This is a genomic window from Pedobacter mendelii (assembly GCF_014635725.1).
Taxonomy (GTDB): domain Bacteria; phylum Bacteroidota; class Bacteroidia; order Sphingobacteriales; family Sphingobacteriaceae; genus Pedobacter; species Pedobacter mendelii.
On record NZ_BMDJ01000001.1, the window covers coordinates 549,847 to 566,363 of the forward strand.

13 protein-coding genes are annotated in these 16,517 nt (G+C 33.9%); 8 read left to right on the forward strand and 5 right to left on the reverse strand.

What is annotated here, in order from left to right:
* Positions 1–39: 39 nt before the first annotated feature.
* A complete protein-coding gene (gene meaB, locus IEV50_RS02470; protein ID WP_188411651.1) occupies positions 40–942 on the reverse strand; it encodes a methylmalonyl Co-A mutase-associated GTPase MeaB in 903 nt (300 codons plus the stop codon).
* 72 nt (positions 943–1,014) lie between these two features.
* Here meaB and IEV50_RS02475 point away from each other — a divergent pair, with 72 nt between their 5' ends.
* The 8 genes from IEV50_RS02475 (at position 1,015) to IEV50_RS02510 (ending at position 9,705) form a co-directional block, all read left to right on the forward strand.
* On the forward strand, positions 1,015–1,893 hold the full coding sequence (locus IEV50_RS02475; RefSeq protein ID WP_188411652.1) for a glycosyltransferase family protein: 879 nt from the start codon (positions 1,015–1,017) through the stop codon (positions 1,891–1,893).
* On the forward strand, positions 1,894–2,880 hold the full coding sequence (locus tag IEV50_RS02480; RefSeq protein ID WP_188411653.1) for a glycosyltransferase family 2 protein: 987 nt from the start codon (positions 1,894–1,896) through the stop codon (positions 2,878–2,880). It abuts the gene before it with no gap.
* A gap of 131 nt (positions 2,881–3,011) precedes the next feature.
* Positions 3,012–4,847 carry an ABC transporter ATP-binding protein gene (locus tag IEV50_RS02485; RefSeq protein ID WP_188411654.1) on the forward strand — a complete coding sequence of 612 codons (1,836 nt, stop codon included), beginning with the start codon at positions 3,012–3,014 and terminating at the stop codon, positions 4,845–4,847.
* Position 4,848: 1 nt separating this feature from the next.
* On the forward strand, positions 4,849–5,649 hold the full coding sequence (locus IEV50_RS02490) for a hypothetical protein (RefSeq protein WP_188411655.1): 801 nt from the start codon (positions 4,849–4,851) through the stop codon (positions 5,647–5,649).
* Positions 5,649–6,536, forward strand: coding sequence for a glycosyltransferase family 2 protein (locus IEV50_RS02495; RefSeq protein WP_188411656.1), 888 nt, complete (start codon positions 5,649–5,651; stop codon positions 6,534–6,536). Before IEV50_RS02490 ends, IEV50_RS02495 begins: the two co-directional genes overlap by 1 nt.
* 67 nt (positions 6,537–6,603) lie before the next feature.
* Positions 6,604–7,782 (forward strand): glycosyltransferase family 4 protein, encoded by a 1,179-nt coding sequence (locus tag IEV50_RS02500; RefSeq protein WP_188411657.1) that lies wholly within the window; start codon positions 6,604–6,606, stop codon positions 7,780–7,782.
* Positions 7,783–7,786: 4 nt separating this feature from the next.
* On the forward strand, positions 7,787–8,614 hold the full coding sequence (locus tag IEV50_RS02505) for a glycosyltransferase family 2 protein (protein WP_188411658.1): 828 nt from the start codon (positions 7,787–7,789) through the stop codon (positions 8,612–8,614).
* Positions 8,611–9,705, forward strand: a complete 1,095-nt coding sequence (locus IEV50_RS02510; RefSeq protein ID WP_188411659.1) for a glycosyltransferase family 4 protein — start codon at positions 8,611–8,613, stop codon at positions 9,703–9,705. The genes IEV50_RS02505 and IEV50_RS02510 overlap by 4 nt, the downstream gene beginning before the upstream one ends.
* Here IEV50_RS02510 and IEV50_RS02515 read toward each other — a convergent pair.
* The 4 genes from IEV50_RS02515 to nusA all read right to left on the reverse strand — a co-directional run bounded on the left by IEV50_RS02515 (position 9,702) and on the right by nusA (position 16,516).
* Positions 9,702–10,508, reverse strand: coding sequence for a class I SAM-dependent methyltransferase (locus IEV50_RS02515; protein WP_188411660.1), 807 nt, complete (start codon positions 10,506–10,508; stop codon positions 9,702–9,704). The two genes, IEV50_RS02510 and IEV50_RS02515, sit on opposite strands and share 4 nt — an antisense overlap.
* Positions 10,509–10,565: 57 nt before the next feature.
* Complete coding sequence (locus tag IEV50_RS02520) at positions 10,566–11,648, reverse strand: acyltransferase family protein (RefSeq protein WP_188411661.1); 1,083 nt, start codon at positions 11,646–11,648, stop codon at positions 10,566–10,568.
* Between the two features lie 495 nt (positions 11,649–12,143).
* Positions 12,144–15,209, reverse strand: a complete 3,066-nt coding sequence (gene infB / locus IEV50_RS02525) for a translation initiation factor IF-2 (protein ID WP_188411662.1) — start codon at positions 15,207–15,209, stop codon at positions 12,144–12,146.
* 62 nt (positions 15,210–15,271) lie between these two features.
* Entirely contained in the window at positions 15,272–16,516 is a 1,245-nt protein-coding gene (gene nusA / locus IEV50_RS02530) for a transcription termination factor NusA (RefSeq protein ID WP_188411663.1), read from the reverse strand.
* Position 16,517: the final 1 nt, after the last annotated feature.

Here is a 16,517-nt window from a genome sequence, read left to right on the forward strand (position 1 = left end):
AATCGATTAAACGGTTAACGGACTGACCAATTAAAACCATTAACCATCTACTTCAAATTCATCGGCAAAACGATAAATATTAAAATCATTTTTTTTCAAAGCTTCGTGAATACTTTCGCGAAGCTTTTTTTTATCAACCTTTTTCATCTTAAAATGCTGAATAATTTTCCATGCCTTTTCAGCATACAAAAATTCTTTTCTTTCAGTTTGTACTCCTATCACCGGTCGAATAATCCAATGGCACAGCTCGGCGATTCCTTCATTTTTATGGGCAACCGTTTTCAATATTGGAATTGTTTTAACGCCATGATGAACAATTTTTTTTAGATTATTTGCAAAGGCAGAAGCTCCATCTCTATCTGCCTTATTTACAACAAAACAATCGGCAATTTCCATTAAACCCGATTTAATATTTTGAATTTCATCGCCTGATTCGGGTACCAAAACTACTACAGTCTTATCGGCCAGTCCAGCAATTTCAACTTCTGATTGTCCTACACCAACCGTTTCAACTAAAATCAAATCAAAATTAGAAGCTTTTAAAACATCGACCATTTCAATGGTTTTAGCAGAAATACCCCCTAAAGCGCCACGTGTTGCAAGCGAACGAATAAAAACATTAGGATTATTAAATTGGCTTGCCATTCTTATTCTATCGCCAAGTAAAGAACCAAAATTAAATGGAGAAGTGGGATCTATTGCTAATATAGCTAAACGTTTCCCTTCGGCTGTAAAATGATTAGTTATTGCATTAACCAAAGTGCTTTTCCCTGCTCCCGGAGGACCTGTTATACCTACAACCGGTACTTCCATTTTGCTGTCTAAATCTCTTAAAAGTAAGTCTCCCGGCGCAATATCATTTTCAACCAAAGTTAAAACTCTGGCCAAAATCTTGTAATTACCTTGTTTAATTTCGTTTAAAAGAGATAGATGGGTATTCATCAATAAAACTATATTTGTACAAATAAACAAAATTATAAGGCGTATATAAGCCTAAAGCGATAAGAAAATTAAATGAAAGTCACCGGATTTACTTTTATCAAAGATGCCATTGTAAACGATTACCCGATAAAGGAAGCAATACTTTCAGTTTTACCGCTTTGCGACGACTTTATAGTCGCTTTAGGAAACTCTACCGATGAAACTTCAGCATTGGTTAAAAGCATAAATCCTGAAAAAATAAGAACAATTGATACCGTTTGGAACGAAAGTTTAAAAGAAGGCGGACATGTTTTTGCCGATGAAACCAATAAGGCCTTAGCGGCTATTTCAAAAGATGCCGATTGGGTGATTTACATTCAGGGCGATGAAGCCATTCACGAAAATTATTTGCCGCTGATTAAAAAGGAAATGGAAGCTGAGCTTAACAATAATAGTATTGAAGCTCTTTTGCTCAATTATAAGCATTTTTACGCGTCTTATGATTATTTAGCCGAATCGAGGCGTTGGTATAGAAGAGAAGTGCGAATTTTAAAAAACCTCCCGGGCATACATTCCTATAAAGATGCGCAAGGTTTTCGGATTAATGATAGAAAACTTAATGTAAAGCTAATTGATGCCTATATTTATCATTACGGATGGGTAAAACCACCTAAAGGTTTACAAGGCAAGGTTCGTAACTTTAATCAATATTATCAAACGGAAGAATGGATAGAACAAAATTATCCGGTTCAAAATACATTTGATATGCATAACGCAGATAGATTGGTTCACTTTAAAGGAACTCATCCGGAGGTTTTAAAACTAAGAATTGAATCGGCAAACTGGAAATTTGAACAGGATTTAACCAAGCAAACACCAAAAATGAATTTCCGAAGAAGGCTGCTTCAAAAAATTGAAGATTTAACTGGATTGCGCTTGTTCGAATACCGTAATTATAAAATTGTGAAGTAGATGCAAAAAAGCGTTTCTATCATAATACCGAATTATAACGGCAAACATTTGCTGGAAAAATATTTGCCTTCGGTATTTATTGCTGCTGAAAATGCAAATACCGAATTTGAAATTATCGTAATTGATGATGGCTCGAAAGATGATAGTATCAACTTTATAAAAAGTAATTACACGAATGTTAAGCTGTTAATCAACGATAAAAACAGGGGCTTTTCTTACACTTGCAATCATGGCATTCGGGAAGCTAAATTTGAACTGATTTTGCTTTTAAATTCTGATGTAAAGCTTACACCTGATTACTTTCAGCACCAGTGGAAATACTTTATTAAACCAGATACTTTTGGCGTAATGGCTAGAATTATGAGTTTTGATGAAACCAAAATTGAAGATGCCGCTCGTTTACTTTATTACAGCGGATGCAGAATTAAAGCAAATAAATTTTATTACAGCGAAAACCAGGAGGATGAAAATGTTTACACAGCTTACCTTTCTGGTGCTAATGCTTTTGTTGATGCAAAAAAATTAAAGGAGTTAGGCGGCTTTGACGAGATATTTTCTCCATTTTCTTCAGAGGATTTCGACTTAAGTTTACGGGCATGGCAATTGGGTTGGAAATGTTATTACGAGCATCGTGCTTTTTGTTTTCACCACATTAGCGGCAGTACAAAAACACAGATAAAATCAGATTTTATCAAGAGGGTATATTACCGGAACAGATTCTTTTTACAACGTATTCAGCTACAAGGATTACGATTAAATTTATTACCGCTACATTTATTATTTGCAGAAATTATACCTAAACTTTTAACAGGTAAACTTTGGATTTGGGGTGCTTACAAACAATATTTAGCTTCCTTCACTGCGATTAATAACAGTCGCCAAAAACTTGCTACGCTAAAACAGAAGTACAATTGTTCAATAGGCGTTTCTGATATAATGGAGATTATAAATCAATCTGTTTCAGATAAAAACATTAAACGATTGTAATTTTACCAACCACAAATAAGGCAAAACTCAAAGGTCTGTTTGAAAACCGTACATTTGCCAAGTTTTAATTAGATTTTTTTTGGAGGTGTTTTTAATGCATCATCCATCGTACATATTCCATTTTACACAAAATGAAGACTTATTTTCGTTTATTATCTTTTGCCAAACCAATAGAAAAATTTGCTATACCTTATGTTATTGCAACTTTATTATCCATTCTTTTTGGAACATTTAATCTTGCACTTCTATCTCCCTTATTTGAAACTTTATTAAACGCTAACAAACCTGCTGTTAAAAGTGCTACTTTAACAGATAAAGCGGCAGAATCTTTTTCTTTATTAGGCAAATTAAGAGAATTAGTAAATGATTCGATTGCTAAAAACTCAATAGAAACCACTTTATTCTACGTTTGTGTTGTAATTGTTATTTCTGTATTGTTATCAAACCTTTTCAGATATTTATCACAGCGATACATGGAAGATTTAAGGGTTCATACTTTATTAAATTTTAGAAAGAGGGTTTTCGATAATGTAATGAATCTTCACGTAGGATTTTTCACTAATGAGCGTAAGGGAGATATTATTTCTAAAGTAGCGTCTGATGTTCAGGTAGTTCAATTTACAGTTACAAACACACTACAAGTCGTCTTTAAAGAACCTGTAACACTTATTGTATACGTTATTTTGCTTTTTAACATTTCAGCAAAGCTTACGCTGTTCTCTCTTTTGGTTATTCCAATCTCTGCATTTGTTATCAGTAAAATTGTTAAGCGTTTAAAACAACAGGCAAAAGAATCTCATGAATCTTTCGCAAAAATGATCGGTTTTTTAGATGAGTCCCTAAGCGGAATAAAAATAATAAAAGCTTTTAATGCAACAGAAAGAGTAAAAAACAAATTTAATCAAGAGAATATTTTTTACTCAAACCTAACCCGAAAAATGGTTAGAAGACAACAACTCGGTTCACCAGTTTCCGAATTTTTAGGTGTTTTAATGATCGCTATAATTGTTTGGTATGGTGGAACACTTATTTTACATAATGACGCTACAGCGCTTACAGCTTCTGATTTTATAGCTTATATCGCAATTTTTTCTCAAGTGATGCGCCCAGCAAAAGCATTAACAGATTCTTTTAGTGGCATTCATTCTGGAATCGCAGCCGGAGAGCGAGTTTTGGAACTGATAGATACGAAAGCAGAACTGATAAACAAACCAAATGCAGAACGTTTAAATGAATTTAGCAATGCATTGATTTTCGAAGATGTTGCTTTCAGCTATGGTGAAAAAGAAGTGCTAAAAAATATTAATCTGAGTATTCAAAAAGGGCAAACCGTTGCTTTAGTCGGGCCTTCTGGTGGAGGAAAAAGTACGCTGATGGATTTAATTCCTCGCTTTCACGATCCAAAATCGGGTACGATTAAAATTGATGGACACGATTATAAAGATTTAACCGTAGAAAGTATTCGCAGCCAGATGGGAACGGTAAACCAGGAATCCTTTTTATTTAACGACAGTATATTCAACAACATAGCTTTTGCAAAACCAGATGCAACGGAGGCTGAAGTTATCGCAGCAGCGAAAATTGCAAACGCACATGAGTTTATTCAAAATACGGAAAATGGTTATCAAACCTTTGTGGGCGATAGAGGAAACCGACTTTCTGGCGGGCAAAGGCAACGTGTTTGTATCGCAAGAGCAGTTTTAGCCAACCCACCAATTATGCTTTTAGACGAAGCGACTTCTGCATTAGATACAGAATCGGAAAAATTAGTACAAGATGCTTTAAATAACTTGATGAAAAACAGAACATCAATTGTTATTGCACACCGTTTAAGTACCATCCAACACGCCGATAAAATTGTTGTAATTGATAGAGGTGAGGTTTTAGAAACTGGCAGTCACCAGGAATTAATGTCGCAAAATGGCTTGTATAAGCGTTTAATTGATATGCAGGCATTTAACGATTAGTATGAGTAGTATTTTAAATATCGCAAACTCTATTAAAGCTTCGGAATATATTTTCGAGTTTTCGATATGTACACTTGTTACGCGTAAAAAAGAATACAATGAAATGCTTCAGTCATTTCTGGATAAAGGATTCTCTGATTCTCTTTGCGAATTTTTATATGCTGACAATACCGAAAAAAATCAGTTTCATGCTTTTAGTGCTATAAATCTATTTCTAAAAAAGGCAAAAGGAAAATATATTATTATCTGCCATCAGGATATTGTTATCAATAAGGATGGCTTTAATGAATTAAAAAACTGCATCAATCAACTTGATTATTTAGATGCAAATTGGGGCGTTTGTGGTAATGCGGGTGCCGCCGGCCCAAATCACATCGTATATTACATTTCTTATCCCGACGGCACTTTTATGAATAAGGGCAAATTCCCTTTAAAAGTTACAGGCTTAGACGAAAATTTTTTGTTAGTTAAAAACAGTGCAAATCTTAAAGTCTCAAATAACCTCAACGGCTTCCATTTATACGGAACTGATTTAGTTTTACAGGCGGAATTAAATGGTTATTCTTCTTATGTTATTCCTTTCAATTTAACCCACAAAAGCCGAGGAAATCGCGATGCTGACTTTTTTAGAATAAGAAAAGAACTGATTGAGAAATATGATTATTTCTTCAGGACAAGATGGGTTCAAACCAACTCAACTGTATTTCATTTATCCGGTAGTTTTTTAGGAAAATTATCTGGAAACGGGCTATTCTTATTTTTTGTACGAATGTTTAACGGCTTAAAAAAGAGAAGGAAGTAATGAATATGAACAGGCCGCTTGTTTCTATCGCCTTATGTACTTTTAATGGAGAAAAATACATTTCAGAACAACTGGATTCCATTATAAATCAAGATTACCCAAACCTGGAAATCATTATTGTTGATGATAACTCCAGTGATAAAACAATAGATATTCTTAAATCATTTGCAGAAAGAAATGAGAATATTTCACTTGTTTTAAATGAAACGAATATCGGTTTTAATAAGAATTTCAGAAAGGCGCTAACACTTTGTTCGGCTGAATATATTGCAATATCAGATCAGGATGATATATGGCTTCCCGAAAAAATTAGCCGCCTGGTAAATAACATTAAAGATAACCTGCTCCTTTATCACGATTCAGAATATATAAATGATAATGGCACATCATTAAACATAAGCATCAGTTCACATCATCGTTTTTTATCAGGTAATTGCGTAAAACAATTGCTCTATTTTAACTGCATATCTGGCCACACCAGTTTAATCAAGAAAGAACTTTTAGATTTAACACCAGAATTTGACAAAGATTTATATTATGATTGGTGGCTCGCTTACACCGCAGCATGCACAGGCAGGTTAAATTTTATAAAAGATAGATTAGTTAAACATAGAAAGCATACTGAAAGTTCGACCGGAAAAGATAAAACAGATACACGATTATTGAGAGTTGTACATTTAAACTTATTTTTAGCTCATCCTTTAACTCCAAAACCAATAGCAGCGCTTGTAGTGAAACTTCTATCAGGTTACAATGAGTTAGCGCATAAAAGTTTCTCAAAAAAATTGTTTTCTTTACTAATAAGCAATCGAACTGATCTACTTTTCATCCGAAAGAAATCCTACTATTCTCAAATTAAATTTCTGATCAAAGAGAGCTCAAAATAATGGAAGCATCTTTTTAAAGGATTAATATTATATTTTTACTTATTCTTATTAAAAAATTGGGATATATATGTTGAATAAAATAAAATCATGGTTTAGTGTACCACAAAGTGAGGTTGCTTTGACTCATGATTTTTTAGATCCATCAAAAAAAACAATTCTTATTATTGATGATGATTTGCCTCAGCACGATAAATCTTCTGGCTCGAAAAGGCTTTTTGAGTTGCTTAAGCTATTTAAAAAACTAAATCTAAACATTGTTTTCTTGCCAAATAATGGCTTAAAATTAGAACCATACTATACAGAGTTAAAACAGTATGGTGTAGAAGTTTTACTAAACAATCCTGATAGAAAAGGATTGTTAAAAACCTTAAATCAATTATTAAACAAGATTGATTATGCTTGGATTTCGCGACCGATGTTAAACATTGAGTTTCAAAAGCTAATTAAGAAAAACAAAAACACCAAGATAATTTTCGATACTGTTGATTTACATTTTGTAAGAATGCTAAGGCAAGCTGAAAATGAAAACAATGAAAAACTTAAACGTAAAGCTTTAAAATTCAAGAAATTAGAACTCGAACTAGCCAACAAATCCGATGCAACAATTACAGTTACCGATACAGAAAAAGTATTGCTAGAAAATGAAAATATTAAGAACGTTTATGTTGTTCCAAATATTCACCAACTTCAAATACCACTACAGGAAATTTCATTTAAAGATAGAAAAGGTATCGTTTTTATTGGGGGCTATAAACATGAGCCAAATATTGACGCCGTTAAGTGGTTTATGCATGAAATTTTACCAAAGATTTGGAATTCTTTAGATAAAATTCCAGTGTACCTGTTAGGGAGCTTTCCTACTAATGAAATTAGCGCTTTTGCCAATGAAAATGTTTTTGTTCCTGGATATATAGAGGATGTAAGCGAATATTTTTTAAAATCGAAAGTATTTATTGCACCATTAAGATATGGAGCAGGAATGAAAGGAAAGATTGGACAAAGTTTAGAGTTTGGCTTACCAATTGTTTCTACTTCGATTGGTGCAGAAGGCATGAATTTAATTCATGAAAATAACGTGTTAATTGCTGATGAAGCAGATGATTTTGCAAATGAAGTTATCCGACTATATCAAAATGAAAATTTATGGAAAGAAATTAAAGAAAATGCTTTTAAGGCAATAGTTGCATATACTCCTAAAGTTGTCGAATCAAAACTTGAAACCATATTTAAAAATTTAGGAGCTTAATCACATGAATAAAAAGCTTTCTATAATTACGGTAAACTATAATGATAAAGCTGGTTTGGAAAAAACCATCAATAGCGTTAAACAACAAACATGGCAAGATTTTGATTATTTCATTATTGATGGAGGAAGCACTGATGGAAGTGCGGATATTGTTAATATATATAAAAATGAATTTGCGCATTGCATAAGCGAACCAGATAATGGTGTTTATAATGCAATGAATAAAGGAATACGCCTAGCAACTGGTGATTATTTGCTTTTTTTAAATAGCGGAGATAGCTTAAAATCATATACTACACTTCAGGAAATTGAAGTTTATCTGAACAACGAAAAAGATATTTATTATGGTGATGCAAATTACCAGGAAAAAGATGGTGATGTTATCAGAACCTATCCAGACAAACTCTCTTTTAGTTTTTTTTACAAACATAATTTATCTCATCAGGCAACATTTATTAAAAGAAATCTTTTTGAGAATATTTTCTTTTACAATGAAAATCATAAAATAGTATCTGATTGGGAATTTTTCATATATGCTATTTGCAAGAAAAATGTAACCTACAAACATATTAATCAGGTTATCTGTAACTATGATACCCAAGGCATATCCTCTATTATCAATAACCATGAATTAATGAATATTGAAAGGGATAAAACACTTCAAAAACATTTTCCATTATTTATCGAAGATTATCGTACCATTTCCAATTTAAATCTAAAGAGATTTAGGCAGTTTACTTTTATTAAAAATTATCCTTTTGCCTTTAAAATTTTAAAAGGTTTTATGAATTTAATCTTGATGTTTTTACCAAAATTTAAAAACTTGCAATGAGCAAAATTCTTTTTGATCATCAAATATTTTCGCTTCAGGTATATGGGGGTATTTCAAGATATTTTGCTAATATCAAACACGCTTTAGAAAAAGAACCGGATTGTTCTGGGCATATTGGAGTACTTTACAGCAAAAATTATTATATTCAAAATTATAAAGCACCAATTCAAAATTTATTAGGAAAGCGGCTATTTGCATCGCAGGAGAAAGAATATAAATGGAATAAAAAATATTCAAAATATCTTATTAATAAAAATGATTTCGACGTTCTTCATCCAACTTATTATGAGCCATATTTTTTAAAAAAACTTAAGAAACCTTATGTCATTACTGTTCACGATATGATTCATGAACTGATGCCAGATTCTTTTCCCTGGAATGATATTGCAGCTGTTCACAAAAGAGAAATTTTAGCTAACGCCACCAAAATTATTGCCATTTCTGAAACAACTAAAAATGATTTAAAAAAAATACTAAATATTGAAGACAGCAGAATAGAAGTTATTTATCATGGATATCAGCCAAAAAATCAAAGTTTTCATCCCTCTAAAAATAATTTAGAAGAAAATAAATACATACTATTTGTAGGTGCACGTTCCGGGTATAAGAATTTCAATCGGCTAGTAAATGCAATTGCTCCATTTTTAAAGAGCAAAAAAATAAACCTTATCTGCACAGGTGGTGGAAACTTTCAAAAAGAAGAAACCGAATTATTTAAAAAATTAGAAATCGATAAATATGTCATTCAGTTTAGTGTTTCTGACCAACACCTAGAAGCTCTTTACTCTAATGCATTGGCTTTTGTTTTCCCTTCTATTTACGAAGGTTTTGGCTTACCAATACTAGAAGCATTTCAAAGTAGATGCCCGGTTATCTTAAGTAATTCTACTTGTTTTAAAGAAGTTGCAGCCGATGCAGCCGAGTATTTTGATCCAATGGACGAGCATTCTATTTTAGCTTCCGTTGTGAAAATTATTGAGAACAGAGAAAATAAAGATTTATTGGTAGAGAAGGCTATTAAAAGGCTTGAGAATTTTACTCCTCAAGCTTGTTTTGATAAAACAATTGCTTTATACAAATCGATTAGTTAAGATAGTTTTGTTTTTATAAAACTCCAATCATTCTGTAATAAACTTTCTTTAATACCATTTTGCTTCCGAAAATAACGATCTACTTTGCGCTTCATTGTACGAATTATATACGGAAGCCTTGCAGGCTTCAATAGATTAGTATCAAACTTTCGATCTGTAAACAAATGAAGTCCTTCCCCATCGGTGTAAAAATTCAGGTTAAATTTTTGGGCTAAGTAAGCTAATGATTTTTCAGAATATAAAGATATATGCTGGCCTGTTTCAGGGACTAAATACCACCAATTTCTTAAGCTTTCTGCACCAGGATGCAAGACGGTTGTAAACAGCAAATTCTTACTATATTTTAATATTTCTTCAATTTCTATTAATGGATTAGGAAGATGCTCAAAAACTTCGAACGCAGTAACCATTTCAAATGTACTGTTATCGCTTAAATTTGAAAGGTCAAAAAATTCGGCAAACAAATTTTCACAATAAATATCTGTGTGATAAAAATTATAACCTTTATCACGCATCATTCTGGTAAAAACCCCATACCCTCCTGCATAGTCCAGGAATAAATTATCTGTATTAAAATGACTTGATAAGATTGGAATAACTCTGTTTCTCAAAAGTTCGTTCCTTTCAACAAGTCCAACGTCAAGTTTAGTAATTGCAGATGAATAAGATTCTGCAAGCCAATATGGCTCTTCAGTCTGTATAAAACTAGTTTCTAAACATCTAAAGTAATCAACCTCATATTTGTTGAGAATTTTAATTGTTAAAACCTTTTCAGTTGAGCCTCCCGTTATTTTACTTAACATTTTTACAGTTTACAATTCTTGTTTTTAAATGTATAGATAAGTGATAATTTAAAAGGTCTACCGACCAATAATCCACATGAATTTAGTTTTATTAATAAAATATATTAACAAAATCGTTATGCCGTACGTAAAAATAAACCTACTTGTAACATACAAAATCATGTTAATAACATTCATATTGGCAACAGAATCAAAATGAAAAGGTCTATAAATTTCACTTAAAATCACTGTTAGAACAATATAATGGATTAAGTAAACACCGAAGGTAGTTTCCCTTGGCTTAAGGTATTTAACGAAACCGAATTTTTTTATCTTAAATAACAATAGGATGGCTGCAATTGAAAATACAATGTTGCTAATACGTAATGTATTATAAGGGTCTACACTTCTAGCCTTTATTAAATATGTAATATCAAATACAGACCAAACAAAAGTGCTTACAAAGAATAAAGCAAAGATAATGTAAGATGCTTTGTTTATCCATAACTCAATTTTACTCCAGTGCCTGTTTAGTATTGTACCTAACCATAAATAAAATATGAATCCAAAAATTGCAATTGTATGAGTTGGTATAAACCATTCAAAATAAACATTTGTACTATATAGCAACGAACAAACTAGCAGTACTGCACCCAACCAAAAGTTATAAAGATACTTTTTAAAGCATAGAAGAATGGCTATGCAAAACAGAAAATTTATGATAAACCAATAATTTGTGTATAGATAAACCATTTCAAACTTATCCTTCAATTGAGGTATCAGATGAAAATCGCCATCACGATGCAATGCAACCCATCTTTGTAAAACAAGCAAAAGAACAAATAAAAGAGACCAGAATAACCAAGGTTTAAATGTATTAGATAGTCGTCGTTTAAAATATTCCCAAGAAGAATAGGTTGTGAACTTATCGCCTAAAAGAAATCCTGCTAATACAAAAAAGGCAATCGTTCCAAATTTTGAAAGTTGAATGAGACAGATATATATAATGTGATTAGGAGGAAAACCATCAAAAATATAGGTTCCGTTGTAAACTGAATGTTCCATCACGATGCCGATCATTGCTATGCAACGAATAGAATCAATAAAGTCGAAGTTTTTTTTATGTGCCGGGTCGACAAGATTTTGTTCTGCTTTCTCCATAATTTATAAAGGTCGAATATCCATAAAAAATGAATTTAAACAGTGGAATTGTTAATTTCTTTAACAACTAATGGCTAAAAAACTGAAAAATAAGAAATGTAAAGGTTCTGGAATATAAACCTCAACATTTCTAAGTACTTGATATTTTAATTCTGAAATGCATAAAAGGCTCTTCCATTATAAGACCATCCAGGAAATGATGCGTTTCTATTAGCCGTATAAAAGTGGCCACCAGCTGAACTGTAGAATTAATAGATAGGTACAGTACCTAATACTTGCGTTTGATATACATAACATATTATTCCATCATACCTATATGTCGACCATCCCGGGTTTCTATTAGTTGTTAAGACACGATTATCAAAGCCCTGATCATAAAACTGGTACAGAGGAAAGACAATAACTTATTATTATCCGATAATTTTAAGATTACAATATTTATTAAACAAAAAAAAGTGGCCTTTTGAGCCACTTGTAAAATATCACTTTTTAGAATTACAATTTCCTTGCTACTTCTACTTGCTCGTAAGCTTCTACGATATCGCCAACCTCGATGTTGTTAAAGTTTTGAATATTCAGACCACATTCGTAACCTTTCAATACTTCTTTAACATCATCTTTAAAGCGTTTTAACGATGCTAATTCACCTGTGTAAACTACAACACCATCTCTAACGATACGAATCTGGCTTTTACGGGTAATCTTACCATCTAATACCATACAACCTGCAATGGTACCTACTTTAGTAATTTTGAAAGTCTCACGAATTTCTACGTTAGCCACAATTTTCTCTTCAAACTCTGGATCCAACATACCCTCCATTGCCGATTTAATCTCATTGATTGCATCGTAAATGATAGAATATAAACGGATATCGATTTGCTCTTGCTCTGCCAGTTTACGTGCACCTGTTGATGGGCGAACCTGGAAACCAATGATAATCGCATCTGAAGCCGAAGCCAATAATACATCAGATTCTGAAATCTGACCAACACCTTTACTGATGACATTGATTTGGATTTGCTCAGTTGATAGCTTCAACAATGAATCGGCTAAAGCCTCAATCGAACCATCCACATCACCTTTAACGATAATATTAAGTTCTTTGAAGTTACCAATGGCCAAACGACGACCAATCTCATCTAATGTAATGTGTTTCTGAGTACGTAAACCTTGCTCACGTTGTAACTGCATACGTTTGTTTGCAATATCACGGGCCTCTGTTTCGCTTTCTAACGCATTAAATCTATCGCCCGCTGTAGGAGCGCCTTGCATACCCAAAACCTGTACCGGTTGTGATGGACCAGCTGACTCTACTTTAGCACCACGTTCGTTAGTTAAGGCTTTAACACGTCCGCTGTAACTACCTGCCAATATTGGATCTCCAACTCTTAATGTACCAGCTTGTACCAATACGGTAGTCACAATACCACGCCCTTTATCTAATGCCGATTCAATTACAGTACCTGTAGCTCTCTTATTCGGATTAGCTTTTAGTTCTAATAATTCTGCTTCTAATAATACTTTATCTAAAAGTAAATCTACATTTAAACCGCTTTTACTTGAGATTTCTTGTGATTGATATTTACCACCCCAATCTTCAACCAAAATATTCATTACCGATAATTGCTCCCGTACTTTATCTGCATTTGCACCTGGCTTATCTACTTTAGTAAAAGCAAATACCAATGGTACACCTGCTGCTTGTGCATGGTTTATCGCTTCTTTTGTTTGAGGCATAACCGCATCATCCGCAGCGATAACAATAATTGCAATATCAGCTGCTTTAGCACCACGAGCACGCATTGCTGTAAACGCTTCGTGACCAGGTGTATCTAAGAAAGTTACTTTTTTACCAGTTGGTGTGGTTACCATATAAGCACCAATGTGCTGTGTAATACCACCTGCTTCACCTGCAACTACATTTGCTTTACGAATATAATCCAGCAATGAAGTTTTACCATGATCTACGTGACCCATAATCGTAACAACTGGTGCTCTTTCGATTAAATTTTCAACTGCATCTTCTTCTTCAATTACGTTTTCCTCATCTTCATCAGGTTTAACGAATTGAATTTCATAACCGAACTCATCTGCAACAATGGTTAATGTCTCAGCATCTAAACGCTGATTAATTGAAACAAACATACCAAGACTCATACAAGTACCGATAATTTTGGTAACCTGTACATCCATCATGCTTGCCAATTCGTTGGCCGTAACAAATTCTGTTACTTTTAATATTTTTGATTGAGATTCTAGCTCATTTGCTGCTTCTTCTGCATTATATGCTACATCATCACGTTTCTGACGACGTAATTTAGCACGTTGCGCAAATTTACCCGATTTACCTGCACCACTTAAACGAGCAAGAGTTGCTTTGATTTGATCTTGAATTTCTTTCTCTGTAGGCTCTTCTTTTGGTCCGCTTGGTGTAGCATTTCTATTCTGGAAACCCGGTCTGTTGTTATTATTATTATTTCTATTCCCTTGGTAAGGCGTTCCACCTTGACCAGCAGGTCTATTTCCCTGATATGGTGTACCGCCACCGGCAGGCCTGTTACCTTGATAAGGTTGGCGAGGTTGCCCTGGCGCACCACCTTGACCTTGCTGTCCGGCTGGGTTTTGACCTTGCTGTCCTTGTCCACCGCCATGTTGCCCTGGCTGACCAGGTGCCCCCGGAGTTTTCTTGCGCTTACGTTTGCGTTTTGCAGCTTCGCTATCGCTTGATGATGCTACAGGACCGTTTCTTCTATCGGGTGTTGTTGGTAAAATAATTTTACCAATAATGTTTGGACCTGTTAATTTAACTGTACGGGCTTTGATAACTTCAGGCTCGTTATTGGTTGGCTCAGGTTTAACCTCTACCGGTTTTGGAGCTTCAGCCTTTGGAATTTGTACTTTAGGTTGTTCAACAACTGGTTTCGGTGCTTCCGCTGCTTTCGCCACCGGTGCAGGTGCTTCTTCTTTTTTAACCTCTACAGGTTTTGCTTCGACTTTAGGCTGTTCAGCAACTGGTTTTGGTACTTCCGCTGATTTGGGCGCAGGTTCAGGAGTTTCTTCTTTTTTAGCTGGTCTTGTTTTAGAATTAAGATCGTTTAAATCAATCTTACCTACAATTTTAACCCCTGGAAGGTTTCCATCATCTGCTTTATCTTCTGTTTTGGTTTCCTTCACAGGCTCAGCTACAGTAGGTGTTTCTGCTTTTGGCACCTCAACTTTAGGTTTTTCTACCGGTGGTGTAAACGTTTGAGCATTTTTTATTAAAATCTCTTCGTTTTTCTCAAAATCGGTGTTCTTTTTCGGTGCTTCAGCTGGCTTTTCAGTCTCAGGCTCGTCACGACGTATTTTACCAATCACTATTTGTTTGGCTTCTTCTCTTACGATCTTATCTCCCTGATACTCTTTCAATAAGGCATTATACATATCGCCCGAAAGTTTAAACATAGGGCTTTTTTCGGCTGAGAATCCCTTTTTGTTTAAAAACTCTACGGCCGTACCCATGCCAATATTAAGTTCTTTAATAGCTTTAATTAAAATGATTGGTTTGTCGTCTGACATTTAGCTCCTGTTATTGTTTTTATTTTAATACAAAAGTAGTGTTTATTTGGCAATTACACCACTTATTCAAATTCTGACTTCAAAATTTGAACCACTTCTTTAATGGTTTCTTCTTCAAGGTCGGTGCGTTTTACCAAATCTTCTACTGTAAGTGCTAAAACACTCTTGGCAGTATCGCAACCTATGGCCTTTAATTCGTCGATAATCCAGCTATCAATCTCATCTGAGAATTCTTCTAAATCAACATCTTCATCATTTTCTTCACCTGCTTCACGGTATACATCAATTTCATAACCGGTTAATTTTCCGGCAAGTTTAATGTTATGTCCGCCACGGCCAATTGCTAATGATACCTGATCAGGTTTTAAGTAAACTGATGCATGCTTGGTATCATCATCTAATTTAATAGAAGTAATTTTTGCCGGACTTAAAGCACGGGTAATATATAATGAAGTATTATTTGTGAAATTAATCACATCAATGTTTTCGTTTTTCAATTCGCGAACGATACCATGGATACGAGATCCCTTCATACCCACACATGCGCCTACCGGATCAATACGATCATCGTAAGATTCTACTGCAACTTTAGCACGCTCTCCTGGTTCGCGAACTATTTTTTTGATAGTAATCAGCCCGTCAAAAATTTCAGGAACTTCCTGTTCAAACAAACGCTGTAAAAATTCGGGCGCTGTTCTTGAAATAATAATTTTTGGATTTGCGTTAATCATTTCTACCTTAGAAATTACTGCTCTTACAGAATCTCCTTTTTTGTAATAATCTGCAGGAATTTGCTCAGTTTTAGGCATTAAAAGTTCGTTACCTTCATCATCCAAAACCAAAGTTTCTTTTTTCCAAACTTGGTAAACTTCACCTGTTACAATTTCGCCTACACGATCTTTATATTTTTTGAAGATTTCGTCTTTTTCTAGTTCCAATACCTTAGAAACCAAAGTTTGGCGAGCTGCTAAAATTGCTCTGCGACCAAAACTTTCTAAAGTAATTTGCTCTATATAGTCATCGCCGACTTCTAAAGTACTGTCTAATTTAGAAACTTCAGCAAGTTCAATTTCCAAATCATCATCTTCAGAAAACCCATCTTCCATTACTTTTCTCGTTCTCCAAATCTCTAAATCTCCGTTATCCGGATTCACAATCACATCACAATTTTCGTCAGTTCCGTATTTTTTACGCAACATGCTACGAAAAACTTCTTCCAACACACTAATCACCGTCGGGCGATCTATATTTTTGAAATCCTTAAACTCCTGAAAAGAATCTATTAAATTAATTGTAGTAGTACTCATT